Origin of the sequence: Fictibacillus tiangongensis, assembly GCF_048083785.1 — a bacterium.
In the GTDB taxonomy this organism is placed as follows: domain Bacteria; phylum Bacillota; class Bacilli; order Bacillales; family Fictibacillaceae; genus Fictibacillus.
Genome location: NZ_CP182294.1, coordinates 480,217 through 496,264, shown reverse-complemented (window position 1 = coordinate 496,264; position 16,048 = coordinate 480,217). Strand labels below are relative to the sequence as shown.

General features: G+C 39.2%; 13 protein-coding genes. 1 reads left to right on the top strand and 12 read right to left on the bottom strand.

Annotated elements, in window-relative coordinates:
* The 10 genes from ACNJYY_RS02800 to ACNJYY_RS02755 form a co-directional block, all read right to left on the bottom strand.
* Positions 1-1,440: a phytoene desaturase family protein gene (locus ACNJYY_RS02800; protein ID WP_416730480.1), complete on the bottom strand. Its 1,440-nt coding sequence runs from the start codon at positions 1,438-1,440 to the stop codon at positions 1-3.
* Positions 1,437-2,933: a phytoene desaturase family protein gene (locus tag ACNJYY_RS02795; RefSeq protein WP_416730479.1), complete on the bottom strand. Its 1,497-nt coding sequence runs from the start codon at positions 2,931-2,933 to the stop codon at positions 1,437-1,439. Before ACNJYY_RS02795 ends, ACNJYY_RS02800 begins: the two co-directional genes overlap by 4 nt.
* 279 nt (positions 2,934-3,212) lie before the next feature.
* A complete protein-coding gene (locus tag ACNJYY_RS02790; protein WP_186320649.1) occupies positions 3,213-3,383 on the bottom strand; it encodes a hypothetical protein in 171 nt (56 codons plus the stop codon).
* 43 nt (positions 3,384-3,426) lie between these two features.
* On the bottom strand, positions 3,427-4,695 hold the full coding sequence (locus tag ACNJYY_RS02785; RefSeq protein ID WP_416730478.1) for an ATP-binding protein: 1,269 nt from the start codon (positions 4,693-4,695) through the stop codon (positions 3,427-3,429).
* A 120-nt stretch (positions 4,696-4,815) separates the two neighbouring features.
* Positions 4,816-6,615, bottom strand: coding sequence for an ABC transporter ATP-binding protein (locus tag ACNJYY_RS02780; RefSeq protein ID WP_416730477.1), 1,800 nt, complete (start codon positions 6,613-6,615; stop codon positions 4,816-4,818).
* Positions 6,581-8,338 (bottom strand): ABC transporter ATP-binding protein, encoded by a 1,758-nt coding sequence (locus ACNJYY_RS02775; RefSeq protein WP_416730476.1) that lies wholly within the window; start codon positions 8,336-8,338, stop codon positions 6,581-6,583. Before ACNJYY_RS02775 ends, ACNJYY_RS02780 begins: the two co-directional genes overlap by 35 nt.
* Before the next feature lie 134 nt (positions 8,339-8,472).
* On the bottom strand, positions 8,473-9,471 hold the full coding sequence (locus ACNJYY_RS02770) for a cation diffusion facilitator family transporter (protein WP_416730475.1): 999 nt from the start codon (positions 9,469-9,471) through the stop codon (positions 8,473-8,475).
* Positions 9,472-10,106: 635 nt separating this feature from the next.
* Positions 10,107-11,528 carry an alanine/glycine:cation symporter family protein gene (locus tag ACNJYY_RS02765; RefSeq protein WP_416731794.1) on the bottom strand — a complete coding sequence of 474 codons (1,422 nt, stop codon included), beginning with the start codon at positions 11,526-11,528 and terminating at the stop codon, positions 10,107-10,109.
* Between the two features lie 357 nt (positions 11,529-11,885).
* Entirely contained in the window at positions 11,886-12,341 is a 456-nt protein-coding gene (locus tag ACNJYY_RS02760; protein WP_137791495.1) for a threonine/serine exporter family protein, read from the bottom strand.
* A gap of 15 nt (positions 12,342-12,356) precedes the next feature.
* The gene (locus tag ACNJYY_RS02755; RefSeq protein WP_144704128.1) at positions 12,357-13,118 is read right to left on the bottom strand and encodes a threonine/serine exporter family protein; all 762 of its coding nucleotides are present in this window, start codon (positions 13,116-13,118) and stop codon (positions 12,357-12,359) included.
* 393 nt (positions 13,119-13,511) lie between these two features.
* On the opposite strand from ACNJYY_RS02755, the gene ACNJYY_RS02750 reads away from it, so the two are divergent.
* Positions 13,512-14,474 carry a LacI family DNA-binding transcriptional regulator gene (locus ACNJYY_RS02750; RefSeq protein ID WP_416731793.1) on the top strand — a complete coding sequence of 321 codons (963 nt, stop codon included), beginning with the start codon at positions 13,512-13,514 and terminating at the stop codon, positions 14,472-14,474.
* 37 nt (positions 14,475-14,511) lie between these two features.
* On the opposite strand, the gene ACNJYY_RS02745 is transcribed toward ACNJYY_RS02750, so the two are convergent.
* Positions 14,512-15,528, bottom strand: coding sequence for a DUF4179 domain-containing protein (locus ACNJYY_RS02745; RefSeq protein WP_416730474.1), 1,017 nt, complete (start codon positions 15,526-15,528; stop codon positions 14,512-14,514).
* The gene (locus ACNJYY_RS02740; protein ID WP_416730473.1) at positions 15,509-16,048 is read right to left on the bottom strand and encodes a sigma-70 family RNA polymerase sigma factor; all 540 of its coding nucleotides are present in this window, start codon (positions 16,046-16,048) and stop codon (positions 15,509-15,511) included. Before ACNJYY_RS02740 ends, ACNJYY_RS02745 begins: the two co-directional genes overlap by 20 nt.

Below are 16,048 nucleotides of genomic sequence, written 5' to 3'. Positions count from 1 at the left end.
TCACGCCCTTTCAAGATATTTGGCTAGATGTTTTGCACTCTGCATAACGATGGGAACTCCTCCACCTGGATGGATCGATGCACCTACCGCGTACAGATTTTCATATGGAAGAGGTTTGATCTGTGGTCGAAACACACCGGATTGTTTTAAAGTAGGCGCAATACCAAAACTGCCTCCTTGGTAAAGCCCGTCTGTGAGTGCATCGTTAGGTGTGCGAATTTCGCTCCACACGATAGAATCCTTCAGCCCTGGATATCCTCGTTTTTCCAATGACTCAATAATAAAATCTGCATAACTTTGTTTCTCTGACTCCCAATCTACGGTGTCTCCCGAAGGAACCGGAACCAGTACGTATAATACGCTTTTTCCTTCTGGTGCGAGTGTTGGGTCGATTTTTGAAGGATAGAACGTGTAAATGGCCGGATCACGAGGCAGCTTCTTTTGTAAAAACACTTCTTGCATATGTTCATCAAAGTGTTCTGTCATAAAGAACTGATGAACATCTGCTTCATCAAATATTCTGTCTAGACCAAGGTACAAAAGAAAACAACCAGAAGAAGATTCATAGTTTTTCTTGACCGATTTTGGTCCTGGAATGAGATGGTGGATGCCTGGAAAATCACCATTATAAATGACCATGTCATGCAGATGTGTAGCTTCTTTTGTCACAACCCCGTTACACGAGTTACTTTGCAACGACAGCGCTTCTACAGGGGTGCTCAAACGGATCTCCACACCTTGCTCGACTAGCTTTCTTTGGAGTAAATCTACAACACTTCCATATCCGCCTTTTACATACCAGATCCCGTGAGCATGTTCACTAAACGGCACGAGCGAATACATGGCCGGGGAGTTTTCAGGTGATCCTCCGATATACAGAGTTTGAAACGAAAAAGCTTCCTGCATTCTCGGATGGCTAAAATACGCTTCTGCTAATTTTTTTACAGATTGATAAGCTTTTAGTTTTGTAAGTGTGTGCAGGTTTTTCGGGGTCCAGAAATCCCTTCGGTTTACAAATGAACGATCTAAGAATGCCGTTTTCCCTTGATGAAAACGCTCGTACATATCCGTTACGTAACGTAAGAACCCTTGCTCTTCTCCTGGAAACATTCTCTTAATCTCGTTAAGCTGTCCAGGCAAGTCACTCGTTTTATAAAAATGAGATCCATCTGGATAATTTAACTTATACATTGGACTGCACAAGATCAGCTCTAGCTCATCGCGCTCAATGCCCACCTCACTTAAGATCTCATAAATCATTTCAGGAAGAAGAACGATTGTAGGACCGCTATCAATTTTGTAGCCTTCTTTTTCAAAAAAGTTCAGCCTGCCGCCAAGTCTGGAACTTTTCTCGTAGATCGTAACTTCTTTACCTTGTTTTCTTAAGTAGAGTGCTGTAATTAAGCCACCAATACCTCCGCCAACAATTCCAGCATTCATACAGATTGTACCTCCATCTTGCTATGTTTCTCTGACATCATGTTTGTTGTGATACGGGCAGACTCCATGATCGTAGGAAGACCGCTTCCCGGATGAGTACCACCGCCAACAAGCCATAATCCTTCGATTTCTTTTTGTTTATTATGTGGCCTAAAGTACATCATCTGGGTTAATTGATGGCCAAGGTTAAACGTTGCACCTTTGTATACAGAAAGTTCGTTTTCCCAATCAAGCGGCGTGAACATATATTCTGTTTCGATATGCTGTTCCAAATCTTTAAAATCCGTTCGTTCCTGCAGCTGCTGTAGAACAAGCTTTTTAAAATCATGCTTATGATGCTCCCAATCGATCAAGCTAAAATTGTTAGGAACAGGAGCTAAGATGTAAAGCGCTGATTTCCCTTCAGGAGCAAGAGTTGGATCTGTTACAGAAGGATTATGAATATAGATGGAAGGATCTTGAGACAGAATCTTCTTCTTCGTAATCTCTTCAACGTTTTTACGATAATCTTCAGAGAAAACGATCGTATGATGCGGAAGGTCGTATCTCTTATCCACACCGACGTAAAGCATAAATGCAGAACAAGAATAGCTCTTTTTCATTAGTTTTTCGCTCGTATACTTTTTTGTAGATCCTTTAGGCATCAACTTTTCCATTGCATGAGCGAAGTCCGCATTAACTACTACTTCATCCGCAAACACTTCTTCACGTGAATCGAGTAGAAGTCCCTTCACTCTGCCTTTTTCAATAATAAGTTCTTTTACACCTGATGAAGTTACTACTTCACCACCGTACTCTTTAATCACTTTAACCATTGCCTCTGTAATTTTGTTCACACCGCCTACAGGGTGATAAACCCCGTAGGCGTGTTCCATATAAGAAAGAATCGTAAACGCACCCGGACATTCCCAAGGAGACATCCCCAAATATTTTGCCTGAAACGTAAATGCGAGTCGGAGTCTTTCATCAGAAAAATACTTTGAAAGTTGATCGTGTAATGAATCTGTCACCGTTAACTTCGGCAAAGCTTTTATAAATTTAAGCTGTAAATAATCCAACAAGGAATCATGCTTATTTTGTAAGATGGGCATGAGTGCTTCGAACTTCTCTTTTTCTTTCTTCATAAAACGTTGATAGCCTTCACCGTTTCCAGGAAAGACTGCTTCAATATTTTTATACATGACAGATTGATCAGTGGTAGAATCAATCGTTGCATCTTTAAATTTCAGCTGATACATCGGTTCAAGTCTTTTCAACTCGATATAATCTTCTAAGCGTCGATCGGCAAGCTGAAACATTTCCTCCAAGATGTGAGGCATATTCAAAAAGGTTGGACCCCTATCAAACGTATAACCATCTTGATGAAAAGCAGAAGTACGCCCACCGATAAACGGTTGTTTTTCGTATACTGTCACTTGATATCCCTTACTGGCTAATAGCATTCCCGCAGTTAGACCACCAGGACCCGCACCAATTACAGCTACTGATCTCATACATGCATACCTTCCTTCTACTTTTACAAACTATATACAAAATATTATACAAAAATTATACGACGTGAGTTCTACGATTGGCAAATTTAAAAGATATAAAAAAGCACACTCAATAAAAGATTCATTGATGTGTGCTTCTTCACATATGGTGTGTATGTAACTTCGACGAAAAAAATAGAAAACCTTCCCAAACAGTTAAATAAAATAAACTTTAAACATAAAACATAAAATGCGACAAATGACCAAAAAAGCCTGTAGATTCTACAGGCTTTCTGAACATCATTCTTTTGAATGTTTTTCTTTGTGATTAAGATAGTCTTCTTCTTCATTTTTCGGCTTTTTCTTTCTCGCTTGGCGCACAATTAATATAACAATAATGACAACTAACAATAAGCTGACATTCAGGAAGCCTCCAAAAAACTTAAAGAGTTCAGACATAAAGTTATCCATGCTGCTTCACCTCTTCTCAGCATTTTCCCCTTTTTTACGGTTTTTAAACCGTTTCTTTACTAAGAAGATGTGTGAGGGGCAGCGTGACACTGACTTTCGTACCTTTTCCTAACTTGCTCGTATAATCGACTCTTCCTCCCATTGATTCAATGATTCGAGTAGATACCATCGTCCCCAAACCAGTACCTTGCTCTTTCGTAGAAAAGAAAAGTGAACCTACACGCGCTAGTTGTTCTTTTGTCATTCCTTTACCCGTATCCCTCACAATAATTTTAACAGTGTCATCCTCTTCAATTAGTTTTATTGTCACACGCCCTTCTTTTGGCGTTGCCTCTACTGCATTCTTTAAAAGATTTATTAATGCTTGTTTTAACTGATTTCGGTCCGTAGTAATAACAGCATCTGATTCAATAGTGTGTGTGAGCGAAATGCCTTCCTTTAACGCATAAGGATTTAAAAGAATACTTAATTCCATGACTAATAAAGGAAGAGGAAATGTTTCAATCTTTTTAAATTCAGGTTTGGCGAAGTTTAGATAATCACTAATAATATTTTCTGCTCTTCCTAATTCACTTAAGATGAGTGGATAGTAATGCTTATGCCGCTCGTCTTCTCCCTCCATCAACTGAAGAAACCCTTTTACAACGGTTAATGGATTACGAACTTCATGTGCGATGGATGCTGCGAGCTCTCCAAGCGTATGCTGCTTCTCGGAACGCCTGATCTCATCCTTCATTAAGTTTCTTTCAATAACAGATTCATTTAATACAGCTGCAAAAACAACAGCTAAGATTTGTATGGTACCAAATACACATATGTATAGTAATAACTTTTGATCAACCATTAAAAAATACTGATTAAAGTTCAGATAGATCAATAGAATAATTAACTGAACAAGCGCAGGCCAAGAGCCTATGATAATTGAAAGATAAACTCTTTTTTTCGGGCTGGATTTCCAGAAGTACTTATAGATGAGAAAGGGTAAGGCACAGGAAATAACTGCTGAGATATATGCTAAGAACAGGGTTTCGCCACCCATAGCTGTTCTAGTCAGCATAAGAGCAGCAATCGTTATGATTCCAGAAATCGGACCACCATAAAAAATAGACAGGACGACCGGAACATACCTCAGATCCCAGTACAATGAGGAATCGTAATAGGCAAAATACATGCAGAGCGATGCAGCAGATCCATATAGTAAGCCTATGAAATATGGTGATCTGCCTATTTTTCGATGCTCGAACAAAAAGCTGTAGCTCAATACGGGCGCAAGAACAATTAAAACATGTAAAAGCAGCTTCTCAACGATCATTCTATACTCCTTAGTCCTTTAGTGTCTTATGTTCTATCAATACGACAATAAAAGGGCAATTCCTTCAAGAATCGCCCTTTTATTATGACTAAAGCCTCATTTCCAAATCTCATACATTGATTAAGCATCTTGCTTTAACTGACTATGATAGAGAGAATGATAGAATTTCTTGTTCTTGAGCAATTCATCATGTGTCCCTTTTTCGAGGATACCACCATCGTGAAGGACTAAGATTTGATCAGCCTGTTGGATCGTGTTCAATCGATGTGCGATCACAAAGCTCGTTCTACCCTGCATAAGACGCTGCAAAGCTTCTTGTATCTTCATCTCGGTAATCGTATCAATAGAGCTAGTCGCTTCATCTAAGATTAGTAGTGACGGATCTGCTAAGATGGCTCTTGCGATAGATAGAAGCTGCTTCTGTCCCTGGCTGATGCCGCTTCCTTCTTGGTTCAGTATCGTTTTATATCCTTTAGGCAGCTTCTGAACGAAAGAATGAGCATTCGCTAGCTTTGCAGCATTCACTACTTCCTCATCCGTCGCATTCAACCGTCCATACCGAATATTTTCAAGGATGGTACCTTCAAACAAAAAAGAATCTTGGAGAACAAACCCCATATGACTTCGAAGCGAGCTCCTTTTCACTTTTTTAATATCATGTCCATCAATTAAGATCTGACCGCTATCGCTCTCGTAAAACCTGGAAAGCAGATTTACGAGAGTAGTCTTACCTGCACCAGTCGGTCCTACTAACGCTACCGTCTCTCCTTCTTTCACCGAAAAATTTAATCCACTTACGGTTTTTTCATCCTTTTCATAAGAGAAAGAAACATCTTGGAACACTACTTTACCTTTTACAGCAGACAGTTCAGTAGCACCTGCTTCATCCATCTCCTCTTGTGATTCATCCAGGATTTCAAAGACTCTCTCCGCACCAGCAACGGCAGACAATAACGTGTTAAATTGGTTGGCTAAATCATTGAGCGGTCTTGTGAATTGTCTAGAATACTCAACGAATATAACGATCACACCGATCGATACTTTCCCATTCAACGCAAGTACGCCGCCGATTCCCGCTATTAACGCAAAGCTTCCATTGTTAAGCACGTTCATTAATTTCGGAATAAAGCCTGAGAAGGTCTGCGCCCAATATCCAGACTCTCTCAACCGTTCATTCTTAGCCATAAATTCTTCCATCACTCTTTTTTCCTGCGAAAATGATTTTACGATGCGCTGGCCAGAAGTGATCTCTTCAATATAGCCATTGATCTCGCCCAGATTTCTTTGTTGTTCTTTAAACCGAGCACCTGTTCTTTTCGTAATCCACTTTAACCCAAAGAACATGAGTGGCACGATAGATAAAGAGATCAGCGTCAGTATCGGACTTAAATAGATCATGACACCCACTGTTCCAACGAGGGTGAGTATGCTTGAGAACACTTGAATAAACGAACTGTTCAACGTAGAACTGACGTTTTCTATATCATTCGTCACACGGCTCATCAGTTCACCATGTTGCCGTTTATCAAAAAAGGAAATCGATAATCGATGAAACTGGTTAAACAGATTGTTTCTCATTCTTAACACGGTATCTTGCGCAATTCCAATCATCCAATAGTTTTGCAGCCAAGTAGAAAGAGATTGACCTACAAAAACAAAGATAAGACCTAATAAAAGTTTGTTTAATCCTTCTATATTTTCTTTTACAATATACGAGTCTATAGCCATACCGATCAGAAATGGCCCGAGTAAACTTAAAGCCGAGCTTACGATGACCATAAGCAAGACTAGACTAAGCAAAAATTTTTGATCAGAAAAGTAGCTTCCGATTCGTTTAATGGTACTTGCCCAATTTTTCGGTTTTACTTTTTTTCCAAATAAATGATTATGTGGATGAGGTCTGTTTGAATCCTTTGACATGCAAAAAGTCCTCCTCCCCAAACTGTGATTGAACGATCTTTACATATAACGGTGAGGTATTCAACAGTTCTTCGTGAGTACCCCATGCACTAACAGCTCCATCGTCTAAAAGCAAAATATGATCAGCTTCCATCGCTGTACTAATTTTTTGCGTAATAATAAACGTTGTACAAGAATACGTTCTTAACGCTTTTAACAGCTTTCCTTCTGTTTTTAAATCCAATGCACTCGTACTATCATCAAGCATGAGTATTTTGGGCTTACGAACGAGTGCTCTTGCAATAGACAAGCGCTGCTTCTGTCCGCCAGAAAGGTTTACACCACGCTGGCCGACTCGAGTATCATATTGATTCGGTAATTTTTCCACAGTCTCATGAATTTGTGCATCAACTGCTGCAGATATGATCTCATCAGAAGTAGCTCCCTCTTTACCCCAGCCTATATTCTCTGAAATTGATCCGGTAAACAGAACAGCTTCTTGAGGAACCACTCCAATTCCTTTTCGCAAGGTTTCGATCGGATAGTTCATTACATTTTTTCCATCAACTAGTACTTCACCTTCTGTTACATCATAGAGCCTCGGTACGAGCTGAAAGAGTGAGGTCTTACCCGAACCAGTTGAACCAAGAATCGCTAGCGTCTCTCCTGGTTTTACTGAAAAAGAAAGATCTCTTAGAACCGGAACATCACTTCCTGGATATTGAAAAGAAACTTTTTTAAATTCGACTGCTCCGTTACCTATCTTCAGAGAGTGGTCTGTATCTGGAGATTCAACGAGGTCTATCTCTGTATCTAACACTTCTCCAATTCGTTGTGCAGATGCTTTTGCACGTGAGAAAGCCATAATAATAAACGATATTATCGTTAGTACAGAGGAAATACGGAAAGAATAGTTTACGATCGCTACCACTTCTCCTACTTCAATTGATCCCATACTCACCTGTCTGCTGCCGAACCAAAGAATAAACAGAATTCCAATATTCATAACAAACAATAAGACAGGAATCGATACTTCGATCAAACGAAGAGAGGAGACTGTTTTTTCCTTCAACTCTCCACTCGCTTGTTCAAAGCGATTCTTCTCAAAATCTCTCCGTAAGAACGCTTTAATCAGTCGCATTCCCATCAGATTTTCACGCATGACACGATTCACACCATCGAGCTTATCTTGCACATCTCTAAACATACTGCCAGCCGTCTGGAGTACCCATTTTAAGAAGAATAACAAGAACGGTAATATAACCACTAGCACTAAAGCCAGTTTCCAGTTCACGATTAAAGACATAATCACACCACCAGCTAGTAATAGTGGTGCTCGAAGCATGATCCTCAAACTCATAAATACTGTATTCTGAAGTTGCGTCACATCATTTGTCATTCGTGTTATCAACGACGAGGCAGGGAACTTATTGAAATTCACAAAAGAAAAAGACTGCACCTTCTCAAAAACACGCCGTCTAATATCAAAACCATAGTTCTGACTAACATGTGCTGAGAAGAACGAATTCGCAATTCCTGCTGCAAATGCGACTAGAGCCAGCCCAAACATGACAGCTCCCCAGTACTTTATAACACTCAAGTCGCTCTTCAAGATGCCATCATCAATAATCTTAGCCATAATCAATGGCTGCAGAAGTTCAACCCCAAGTTCAGTTAACGTTAAAAATAAAGCAACTCCGATCGCGACACGGTATGCTTTTAAATACGAAAATACTTTCCACATAATTTATCCCCCGAACGTCACCGATGTTTAACAAACTTAACCATCTATTAGTATTTTATCCTTTTTCTTAAAAATATTTAACTATTTCGACTTCTTATCCTATTTTTTAGTAAAAAGAAAACCCGCCTATTTGTTCAGCGGGGCTTTTCTGTATTATCTTCTTTTCCGTTCACTTCAATTTCTGCTTTCTTTGGCCACGTTTTCACATGGTCAGTTTCTAATATTCCCATCGTAACATCACCAATGTCTGTATCTTCTAAAAGCTTATCTCTCACCCGATACTTTATATCATCTGCGTCTGCCAGAGTAAATCCTTCCTTTAATTCAATATAGCTTTCTACATGATATCTTCGGCCTTCTTGCAAAATTCGCAGTTCTTTAATATCCACGACATCCTGGTCTGAAAGAATTACATTCGCAATACGGTCTTCAACTACTTTTGGGGCTGCAACTCCAATCAGTCCTCGCGTGTTTTCGATGCCTAACTTAAATGCTACAACTACGAGAAGGATTCCGATCAATAATGTTCCAATACCATCTAATATATATGCTCCGGTTAGGTCTGCTAATACGATAGATATAAGGGCTAACAAAGCCCCAGAAGTCGCGATTAAGTCTTCATAAAAAACTAAGCGGGTTGGGGGTGCAGCTAAAGCAACATTCCTAAAAGACTCCTTTACGATCCCGAATCCTTTTGCATCACTTCTCGTCTCGTGAACAATCTCCTTCATCGCCTTTATGAGGATAAAGCCATCAACTAAGATCGCTAGTATCATGATTAATATATTTAATAATAGATTCGTTGAAGATTGTGGATCTTGTATAAGCTTCCACCCTTTTAAAATCGTTTCGTAAGCCATGATAGAAACCACGATTACAGCCACTAAAACGAACAGATTCACCACGCGGCCAAAACCTGCAGGAAATCGCTTAGTAGGTTCCTTCTCAGAAAGAGCACTTCCGAAAAATACAAACGCCTGATTTAGTGCATCTGCAGCTGAATGCAGAGTTGTCGCAAACATAGCACCACTTCCGCTGACTGCAGCAGCAATTCCTTTAGCAATTGCAAGTACTGTGTTTCCTAATGCGGCAATGCCGGACGATTTATTTCCTTTTTTAAGTAGTTCAATCAAAGGTCTGCCTCCACTCTTGTTTTGTATTTTTTAACATTCTTAATAGCTGGTTAATCTTATTCTTTATGACTACGTTATTGAAGCTTAAATTACGTACCCATACAACAGCTAATTTGGGGTAGGTCTTGAATGACTCTCCTTGGAAAGAAAGTGTAACGAAACATGGAAATCACTTACTTTCAAAAGCAACAAAGAATTAGTAAAGACTTGTTACGTACTTTTATAAAAGATTTTTCCTTCAGCTCATTGACTCCCTTGAAGTTTATTGGAGTGGAAGGTGCGAGACTCCTGTAGGACAGGCGGGCAGTCTTCAAAGTGGAAGTGGCTCGTTCAGCCCCGACAAGCAAAAGTTGAATGGGCTATGAAGACGCACTTTGCCTTATTGACCGTTAAACTTTTGACCTCGAGGGGCTTGCCACTGTAACTAGCCAGGTGAGACACTTAAGAGTGAAACGTACAAATGTGGCTCACAGCCTGCCCCGCGGAAAGCGAGCACTCGGAACGGGAATGAACTACTTTCATAAAAACATCAATGGAACACCAGAACATCTTTTTAATATGAATTCCTGTAAAGCTCCCTATTTAAACCACATAAAAAAACAGGCTGCTACAAACAGCCTGTTCAAAATCAGTTATTATGATACTTTCTCTTCATTATTACCTTGTGCTTCTTTATATCCGCCTTCCCAATACTCTGCATTCTTTATGCCAAGTTTGGTTGAATCGAAAACAGGATCAAGACCAGCTTTCTTTTGTTCCTCGTAATCTTTTAAAACACGAAGAGCAGGCTTTGCTAGTATGAGTATGGCAATTAAGTTCAGCCAAACCATGATTCCTAGACCAAGATCTCCTAGCGCCCAAGCTAAGTCTGCTGTTTTCACAGCCCCGTAATACGTTGTTCCTAACAAAACAATCTTAAGCAAGAACATTGGGATTTTGTTATTACGGCCTCTCATGAGGTAGGCGATATTCGTTTCTGCAATATAGTAATATGCCATAATTGTTGTAAAAGCAAAGAAAAATAGCGAAACTGCTACAAACCCTGAACCGAATCCAGGAAGCACTGATTCAATCGCCTCTTGTGTAAAAGCTGTACCCGCTTCTACGTTAGGAATGTTCTCGACAATAAACGACTTGTCCGCTTCATTTTGAACATTGTACATGCCTGTAAAGAGAATCATGAATGCTGTTGCAGTACATACTAGCCAAGTATCAATGTATACAGAGAATGCTTGAACAAGTCCTTGTTTGGCAGGATGCGATACTTCTGCAGCTGCAGCTGGATGAGCCCCAGTACCTTGACCCGCTTCGTTTGAATAGATTCCACGCTTAACGCCCCACATGATCGCTGAACCTACAATCCCTCCAAATGCTGAATCAAAAGAGAACGCGCTTCTGAAAATTAAAGAAAGAACTTCAGGAATTTGAGGGATATGAAAAGCAACGATGATTAGTGAAACAAGCACATAACCAATTGCCATGAATGGAACAACATACTGTGCTACATTGGCAATCCTTTTAACACCACCAAAAATAATAGCGGCTAAAATGACAACTAAGAAAATACCCGTTATGGACGGATTGATGTTAAAAGCATTATCAAGTCCCGCAGCAATTGAGTTAGATTGGATACCTGGCATAAGCAGCGCCATAGCAGCTAGAGCGGATACCGCAAAAATGATTCCGTACCATTTCCACCCGATGCCCTTTTCAATATAATAAGCAGGACCACCACGGTACTCCCCGTCCTGTTTTACTTTATAAACTTGCGCAAGTGCTGATTCAACAAAAGCACTCGATGCACCGATAAACGCGATCATCCACATCCAGAAAACCGCACCAGGTCCCCCAAAGCCGATCGCTGTTGCTGTTCCTGCAATGTTACCTGTTCCTACTCGGCCAGATAACGCAATCGCCAAAGCTTGGAATGAAGAAACCCCTGCTTTAGAGCTTTTTCCTTCAAACATGAGTTTGATCATTTCTTTAAAGTGACGAACTTGCAAAAATCTCGTTAGAATTGAAAATAATAGCCCTACGCCTAAACAAAAATAAATCATCGGCTGACTCCACAGAATCGCCACTGCATCTCCTACAAACGTTTCAAAGCTGTTCAAAACTTTACCCCCTTGTATTTGACTGAAAATTTTATCTATTTGTAATTATATGATAAATCATATATGATTACAAATTGTGACTAGAAACGCCAAAATCATTTACGTTTTTTTCTTATTATGAAGTTAGACATGGTAAGAAAACAAGATAAAATTCTTTCCAGTATGGACATTTGTATCTTTTGTCGTGTACAGTTCCTAGTTGAATCTCAAAAATCCAGAAAAAAATAGTAGAATATAAGTATGAAAAATTGTGCAATAAAAAACCACCTGATGACCAGATGGTTTTAAAACTGCCTATGTTTAGTGCGTTTTGTTTACAATCGTCTTAAGCTTTGATTTGCGGATAATTTGGTTGATGACTTCAGAGAAAACAAGACCAATAGCTATACTCCCTGAGATCATAAAGGCTTTTGCAGCTAGATTAATGGCGAGATTATAATCATTCTCGACGAAGCTTCTCATCGCATTGTATGCAATGCCACCAGGTACTAAAGGAATGATGCCGGCAACACTATATATAATAACGGGTGTCTTATACTTTTTGGCAAAGTATTGTGAGGCGATAGCGATCGTAAACGATGCGATAACCGTAGCTAACACCATGTCTACCCCATTTGTTTCTAATAAGAAGTAGAAGATCCACCCGATCATCCCTACTAGACCACAGTGAAAAAGGGAGCGTTTTGGACCATTAAAAATGATAACAAACGCTGCTGACGCAATAAAACTCGTAATGATCTGTTCAACAATTGTCATCGTGAACGCTCCTTCTTAAAAAAATGAAAAGATGACAGCAATTCCTGCACCTATCGCAAATGCTGTTAAAAAAGCATCTGCGCCTTTAGCCAGTCCAGAAATAAGGTGTCCTGCCATTAAATCACGAACAGCATTCGTAATCAGCAATCCCGGTACCAAAGGCATAACGGACCCAATAATTATTTTGTCCAGTTCACCGCCTATCCCTGTCGAAACAAAGAAGAGAGCTTGTAATCCAATTAAAAGGGAGGCAGAAAACTCTGAGAAAAATTTTATCGGGACAAGCTGGTGAAAATACAGCAAGGACAAGAACCCAAGTCCACCTGTTATAAAAGCCGGGAAAAAGTCTCTCCATTCTCCTTGAAACATGATTAAGAAACAGCCTGAAGAGACAGCTGCTGCTAAAACGTGAATCCATAGAGAGTAAGGAGAACCTGATTCACCGATCTTTTTCAACTCTTTATAAGCTTGTTCAATCGTAAATTCACCAGCACTGATCCTACGTGATATACCATTCACTTGAGCGACCTTTTCTAGATCTGTTGTGCGTTCAACGATCCGAATCAACTTTGTCTTCGTTGGCTCGTTACCTTCTACAGAAAAAAGAATGCCCGTTGGTGTTACATAGGGATGTGACTGATAAGCACCAAAAGAAGAAGCGATACGCATCATCGTATCTTCTACACGGTACGTTTCTGCTCCGCTTTGCAGCATAATTTTGCCTGCTAATAAACAGACTGCCATGATATCGTAGGTTTCTTGTTTCTCCATTTCCATTAAGCATACTCTCCAATATATTACTTACCATCATTCTACCCAAAAGTAGAGCGTTAATATTTTTACAGTTTAACTGATTGTGACTGAGTTCGGCAATGGAGTTGAACAAGTTTACAGATGTTACTACAATAAATTCATAAGTTAGTCACCATACACATCAAATAAAAAGTGAAAGTGATCTCCTTTATCCTCTTTCTTTTGGGGAAGCACACTTTTTTCGTGAATTGAAATGGTAAACCATGAAAGGTATAGAATAGAGACACACATGAAAATAAGACTGACGATGCCGGTTAATATCACCACAAGACATACCTCCTTTTGTATATATGCAAAGGGTATGGTATGAAACGCGTTTCAGAGCAAGAAAAACTTTTGAAGAGAAAAGGTGAAGGCATGACCAATATTAGAGATATAGCAAAGCTGGCTGGTGTTTCTGTTACGACAGTCTCTCGTGTAATCAATAATCATCCATATGTTAGCGAGGAAAAAGTATCTGCTGTAAAAGCTGCTATGAAAAAATTTAACTATCACCGTAACATTAACGCCGTTCATTTAAGCAAAGGAAAAACTCATCTAATCGGTGTAGTTGTTCCTTTCTCTAACCATCCTTACTTTGGTCTATTGATTGAAGGAATCGCGAATGCCGCATTAGATCATAATTATAAGCTTGCTCTTATTCAAACGAACTATGAAGAAACAAAAGAAATGGAAGCTTTGAGGATGCTTGAAGACAAGCAAATCGATGCACTGATTATCTGTTCGAGGATCTGTACATGGGACGTCATTGAAAGTTACAGCGTGTATGGACCTATCGTCCTTTGTGAAGATTCAAGAACCAATAAGATCTCCTCTACATTTATTGATCATTATAAAACATTTACCATGGCTCTCCATTATTTATACAAAAAAGGGCATCAACAGATCGGCTATACGATTGGAAGGCAGACAGGTACTAACAGCAGCCAGAGAGATGCTGCTTATAAAGATTTCTTAACAAGCAAGGCCTTAAGTTATGAACCAAGTTACATCTTCACAAATTGTTTTGATGTTGAAGATGGTGTTAACGTAGCACTGCATCTATTGGACATGAAAGATCGTCCGACAGCTCTACTTGTCACAAGCGATCAAGTAGCCGCTGGAATCCTGACAGGTTGCAGAGAAAACGGCCTAGCCGTTCCAGACGACCTCGCAATCATGAGCTTTGATAATCAACCTATCTCAAGGGTTATGCATATTACAACACTTGAGATCCCTTTTGTTGAAGTCGGCGAAAAACTTTTTCAGCAAGCAATGAACGGTCAGGAAGCAGCACATGAAGAGGTTCAAGTACGATTGATCGAGCGAAAGACGGTTTAAAAGCATGGGGGAATTATTCACCATGCTTTTATTCGTTCTATTGTAATCGTACTTTTATCGGTGAAAGTTCTGTTCTATTAACTCTATCCATCGAAACAACTTCTGGATATATCATTAAGTAGTTTACATCATCGGGTATTTTTCCTAACTGTAATTCTCTATATTGCTTAACGCCTTCTGAGTGTTTGATGCTTTTTTCTACACCATTACTTCTTAAAGGTACTCTTTTCCCATGCTCATCAAATACTACTAAATGTACATCTTGATTCAAGTCTTCTTTTATAGAAGCAAATGTGTAATATAACGTTGAAGTAGCTTTAGCAATTATTAATTTATTTAAGTTAATATTGTATAATTCGTCTTCTGAAGTACTACTTTCATTAAGATTTACAGTTTCAACAGGTAATTGTTTCACTGGAACCGAAAAGTTCCAATCCCCCTTTTTATTTGCTATATGGGTAAACTGTAAAGGTAGCGTATAATTCTTTGGTAACTCTTTTTCTTTCAATTCAAACTCCAGTGCTGCCACATAACTACCTTCTTTCAACTCCTGAAGTGGCCCCCTCATCCCAACAAGTTGATCTTTATCTGCTCCTCCTATCGTATACCCTGATTCAGGACTATGTTCTTTATCCATTGCTTCAACCGATAAACCTTTACCTTCCGCTTTTATCGTAACTCCTATTACATTCCCGTCGTAATAAGCACTAGTTACGGTCACATCAACCCCATTACTTGTCGCTTTTTGATTGATCTCTGTTATAAGGTTACTAGCTGCTAGTTCTTTACCAATCTTGACATCTAATTCTTCATATAGTTTTCCGATTAAAGGAACATCCGCTAATACTGTATTTATTGGCGAAAAGACAAATCCTGATACAAGCACAACAGAAGCTGCTGTGACAGATAACCAGGCAGAAACTTTCAATCTAACTTTTGCTCTCTCTTTTCGCATAGTCCTTCTACCTTCATTCATACCTTTTTGTATAGCACTTAATATTTCAGTTCGTGATGAATCATTATTCTTCTTTTTATCAACCCATTTTATGTCCATATGTTCCCACTCCCCCTAACAAGCCTCGCAACTCTACCTTTGCCCGATGTAAATATGTCTTTATTGTGCCCTCCGGTTTCTGCATTTTTTGTGCGATGGTCTTTATTGATAAATCATGAAAATAAAACAAGATGATAACCGTTTGATAGTGATGATCCATTTGGGATATCGCATATGTTAAATCCAAATCTTGTTCAGGTTGATTACTCGTATTTTCAGTAATCTCCTGAATAAAAGCTGCTCCTGTTAGAACCGTCCTCTTTTTCTTTTGTAGAACTTCATATGCAGTTCGAATCAATATCTTCATTAACCATGTACTAAAATATTTAGGTTCCTTTAATTTATTGATACCGACAAAAGCCTTACAGACTGCCTCTTGTAGAACATCTAAAGCATCCTCTTTATTACGAACATAAAGAAATGCTGTTCTGTAAAGTTTGTCACTCTCTTGGATAATGAGCTGCTCGAAGGCTTCTTCATTTCCTTTAATCGCTTTTTTTACTATATTTGTATTTATCAA

Bases quoted from the DNA above. Each gene is read 5' to 3' on its own strand.
- ACNJYY_RS02785 (WP_416730478.1), bottom strand. From the start codon at position 4,695: ATGATCGTTGAGAAGCTGCTTTTACATGTTTTAATTGTTCTTGCGCCC.
- ACNJYY_RS02755 (WP_144704128.1), bottom strand. From the start codon at position 13,118: ATGGAAATGGAGAAACAAGAAACCTACGATATCATGGCAGTCTGTTTA.
- ACNJYY_RS02800 (WP_416730480.1), bottom strand. From the start codon at position 1,440: ATGAATGCTGGAATTGTTGGCGGAGGTATTGGTGGCTTAATTACAGCA.
- ACNJYY_RS02760 (WP_137791495.1), bottom strand. From the start codon at position 12,341: ATGACAATTGTTGAACAGATCATTACGAGTTTTATTGCGTCAGCAGCG.
- ACNJYY_RS02780 (WP_416730477.1), bottom strand. From the start codon at position 6,615: ATGTCAAAGGATTCAAACAGACCTCATCCACATAATCATTTATTTGGA.
- ACNJYY_RS02775 (WP_416730476.1), bottom strand. From the start codon at position 8,338: ATGTGGAAAGTATTTTCGTATTTAAAAGCATACCGTGTCGCGATCGGA.
- ACNJYY_RS02790 (WP_186320649.1), bottom strand. From the start codon at position 3,383: ATGGATAACTTTATGTCTGAACTCTTTAAGTTTTTTGGAGGCTTCCTG.
- ACNJYY_RS02750 (WP_416731793.1), top strand. From the start codon at position 13,512: ATGACCAATATTAGAGATATAGCAAAGCTGGCTGGTGTTTCTGTTACG.
- ACNJYY_RS02765 (WP_416731794.1), bottom strand. From the start codon at position 11,528: ATGATTTATTTTTGTTTAGGCGTAGGGCTATTATTTTCAATTCTAACG.
- ACNJYY_RS02795 (WP_416730479.1), bottom strand. From the start codon at position 2,933: ATGAGATCAGTAGCTGTAATTGGTGCGGGTCCTGGTGGTCTAACTGCG.
- ACNJYY_RS02745 (WP_416730474.1), bottom strand. From the start codon at position 15,528: ATGGACATAAAATGGGTTGATAAAAAGAAGAATAATGATTCATCACGA.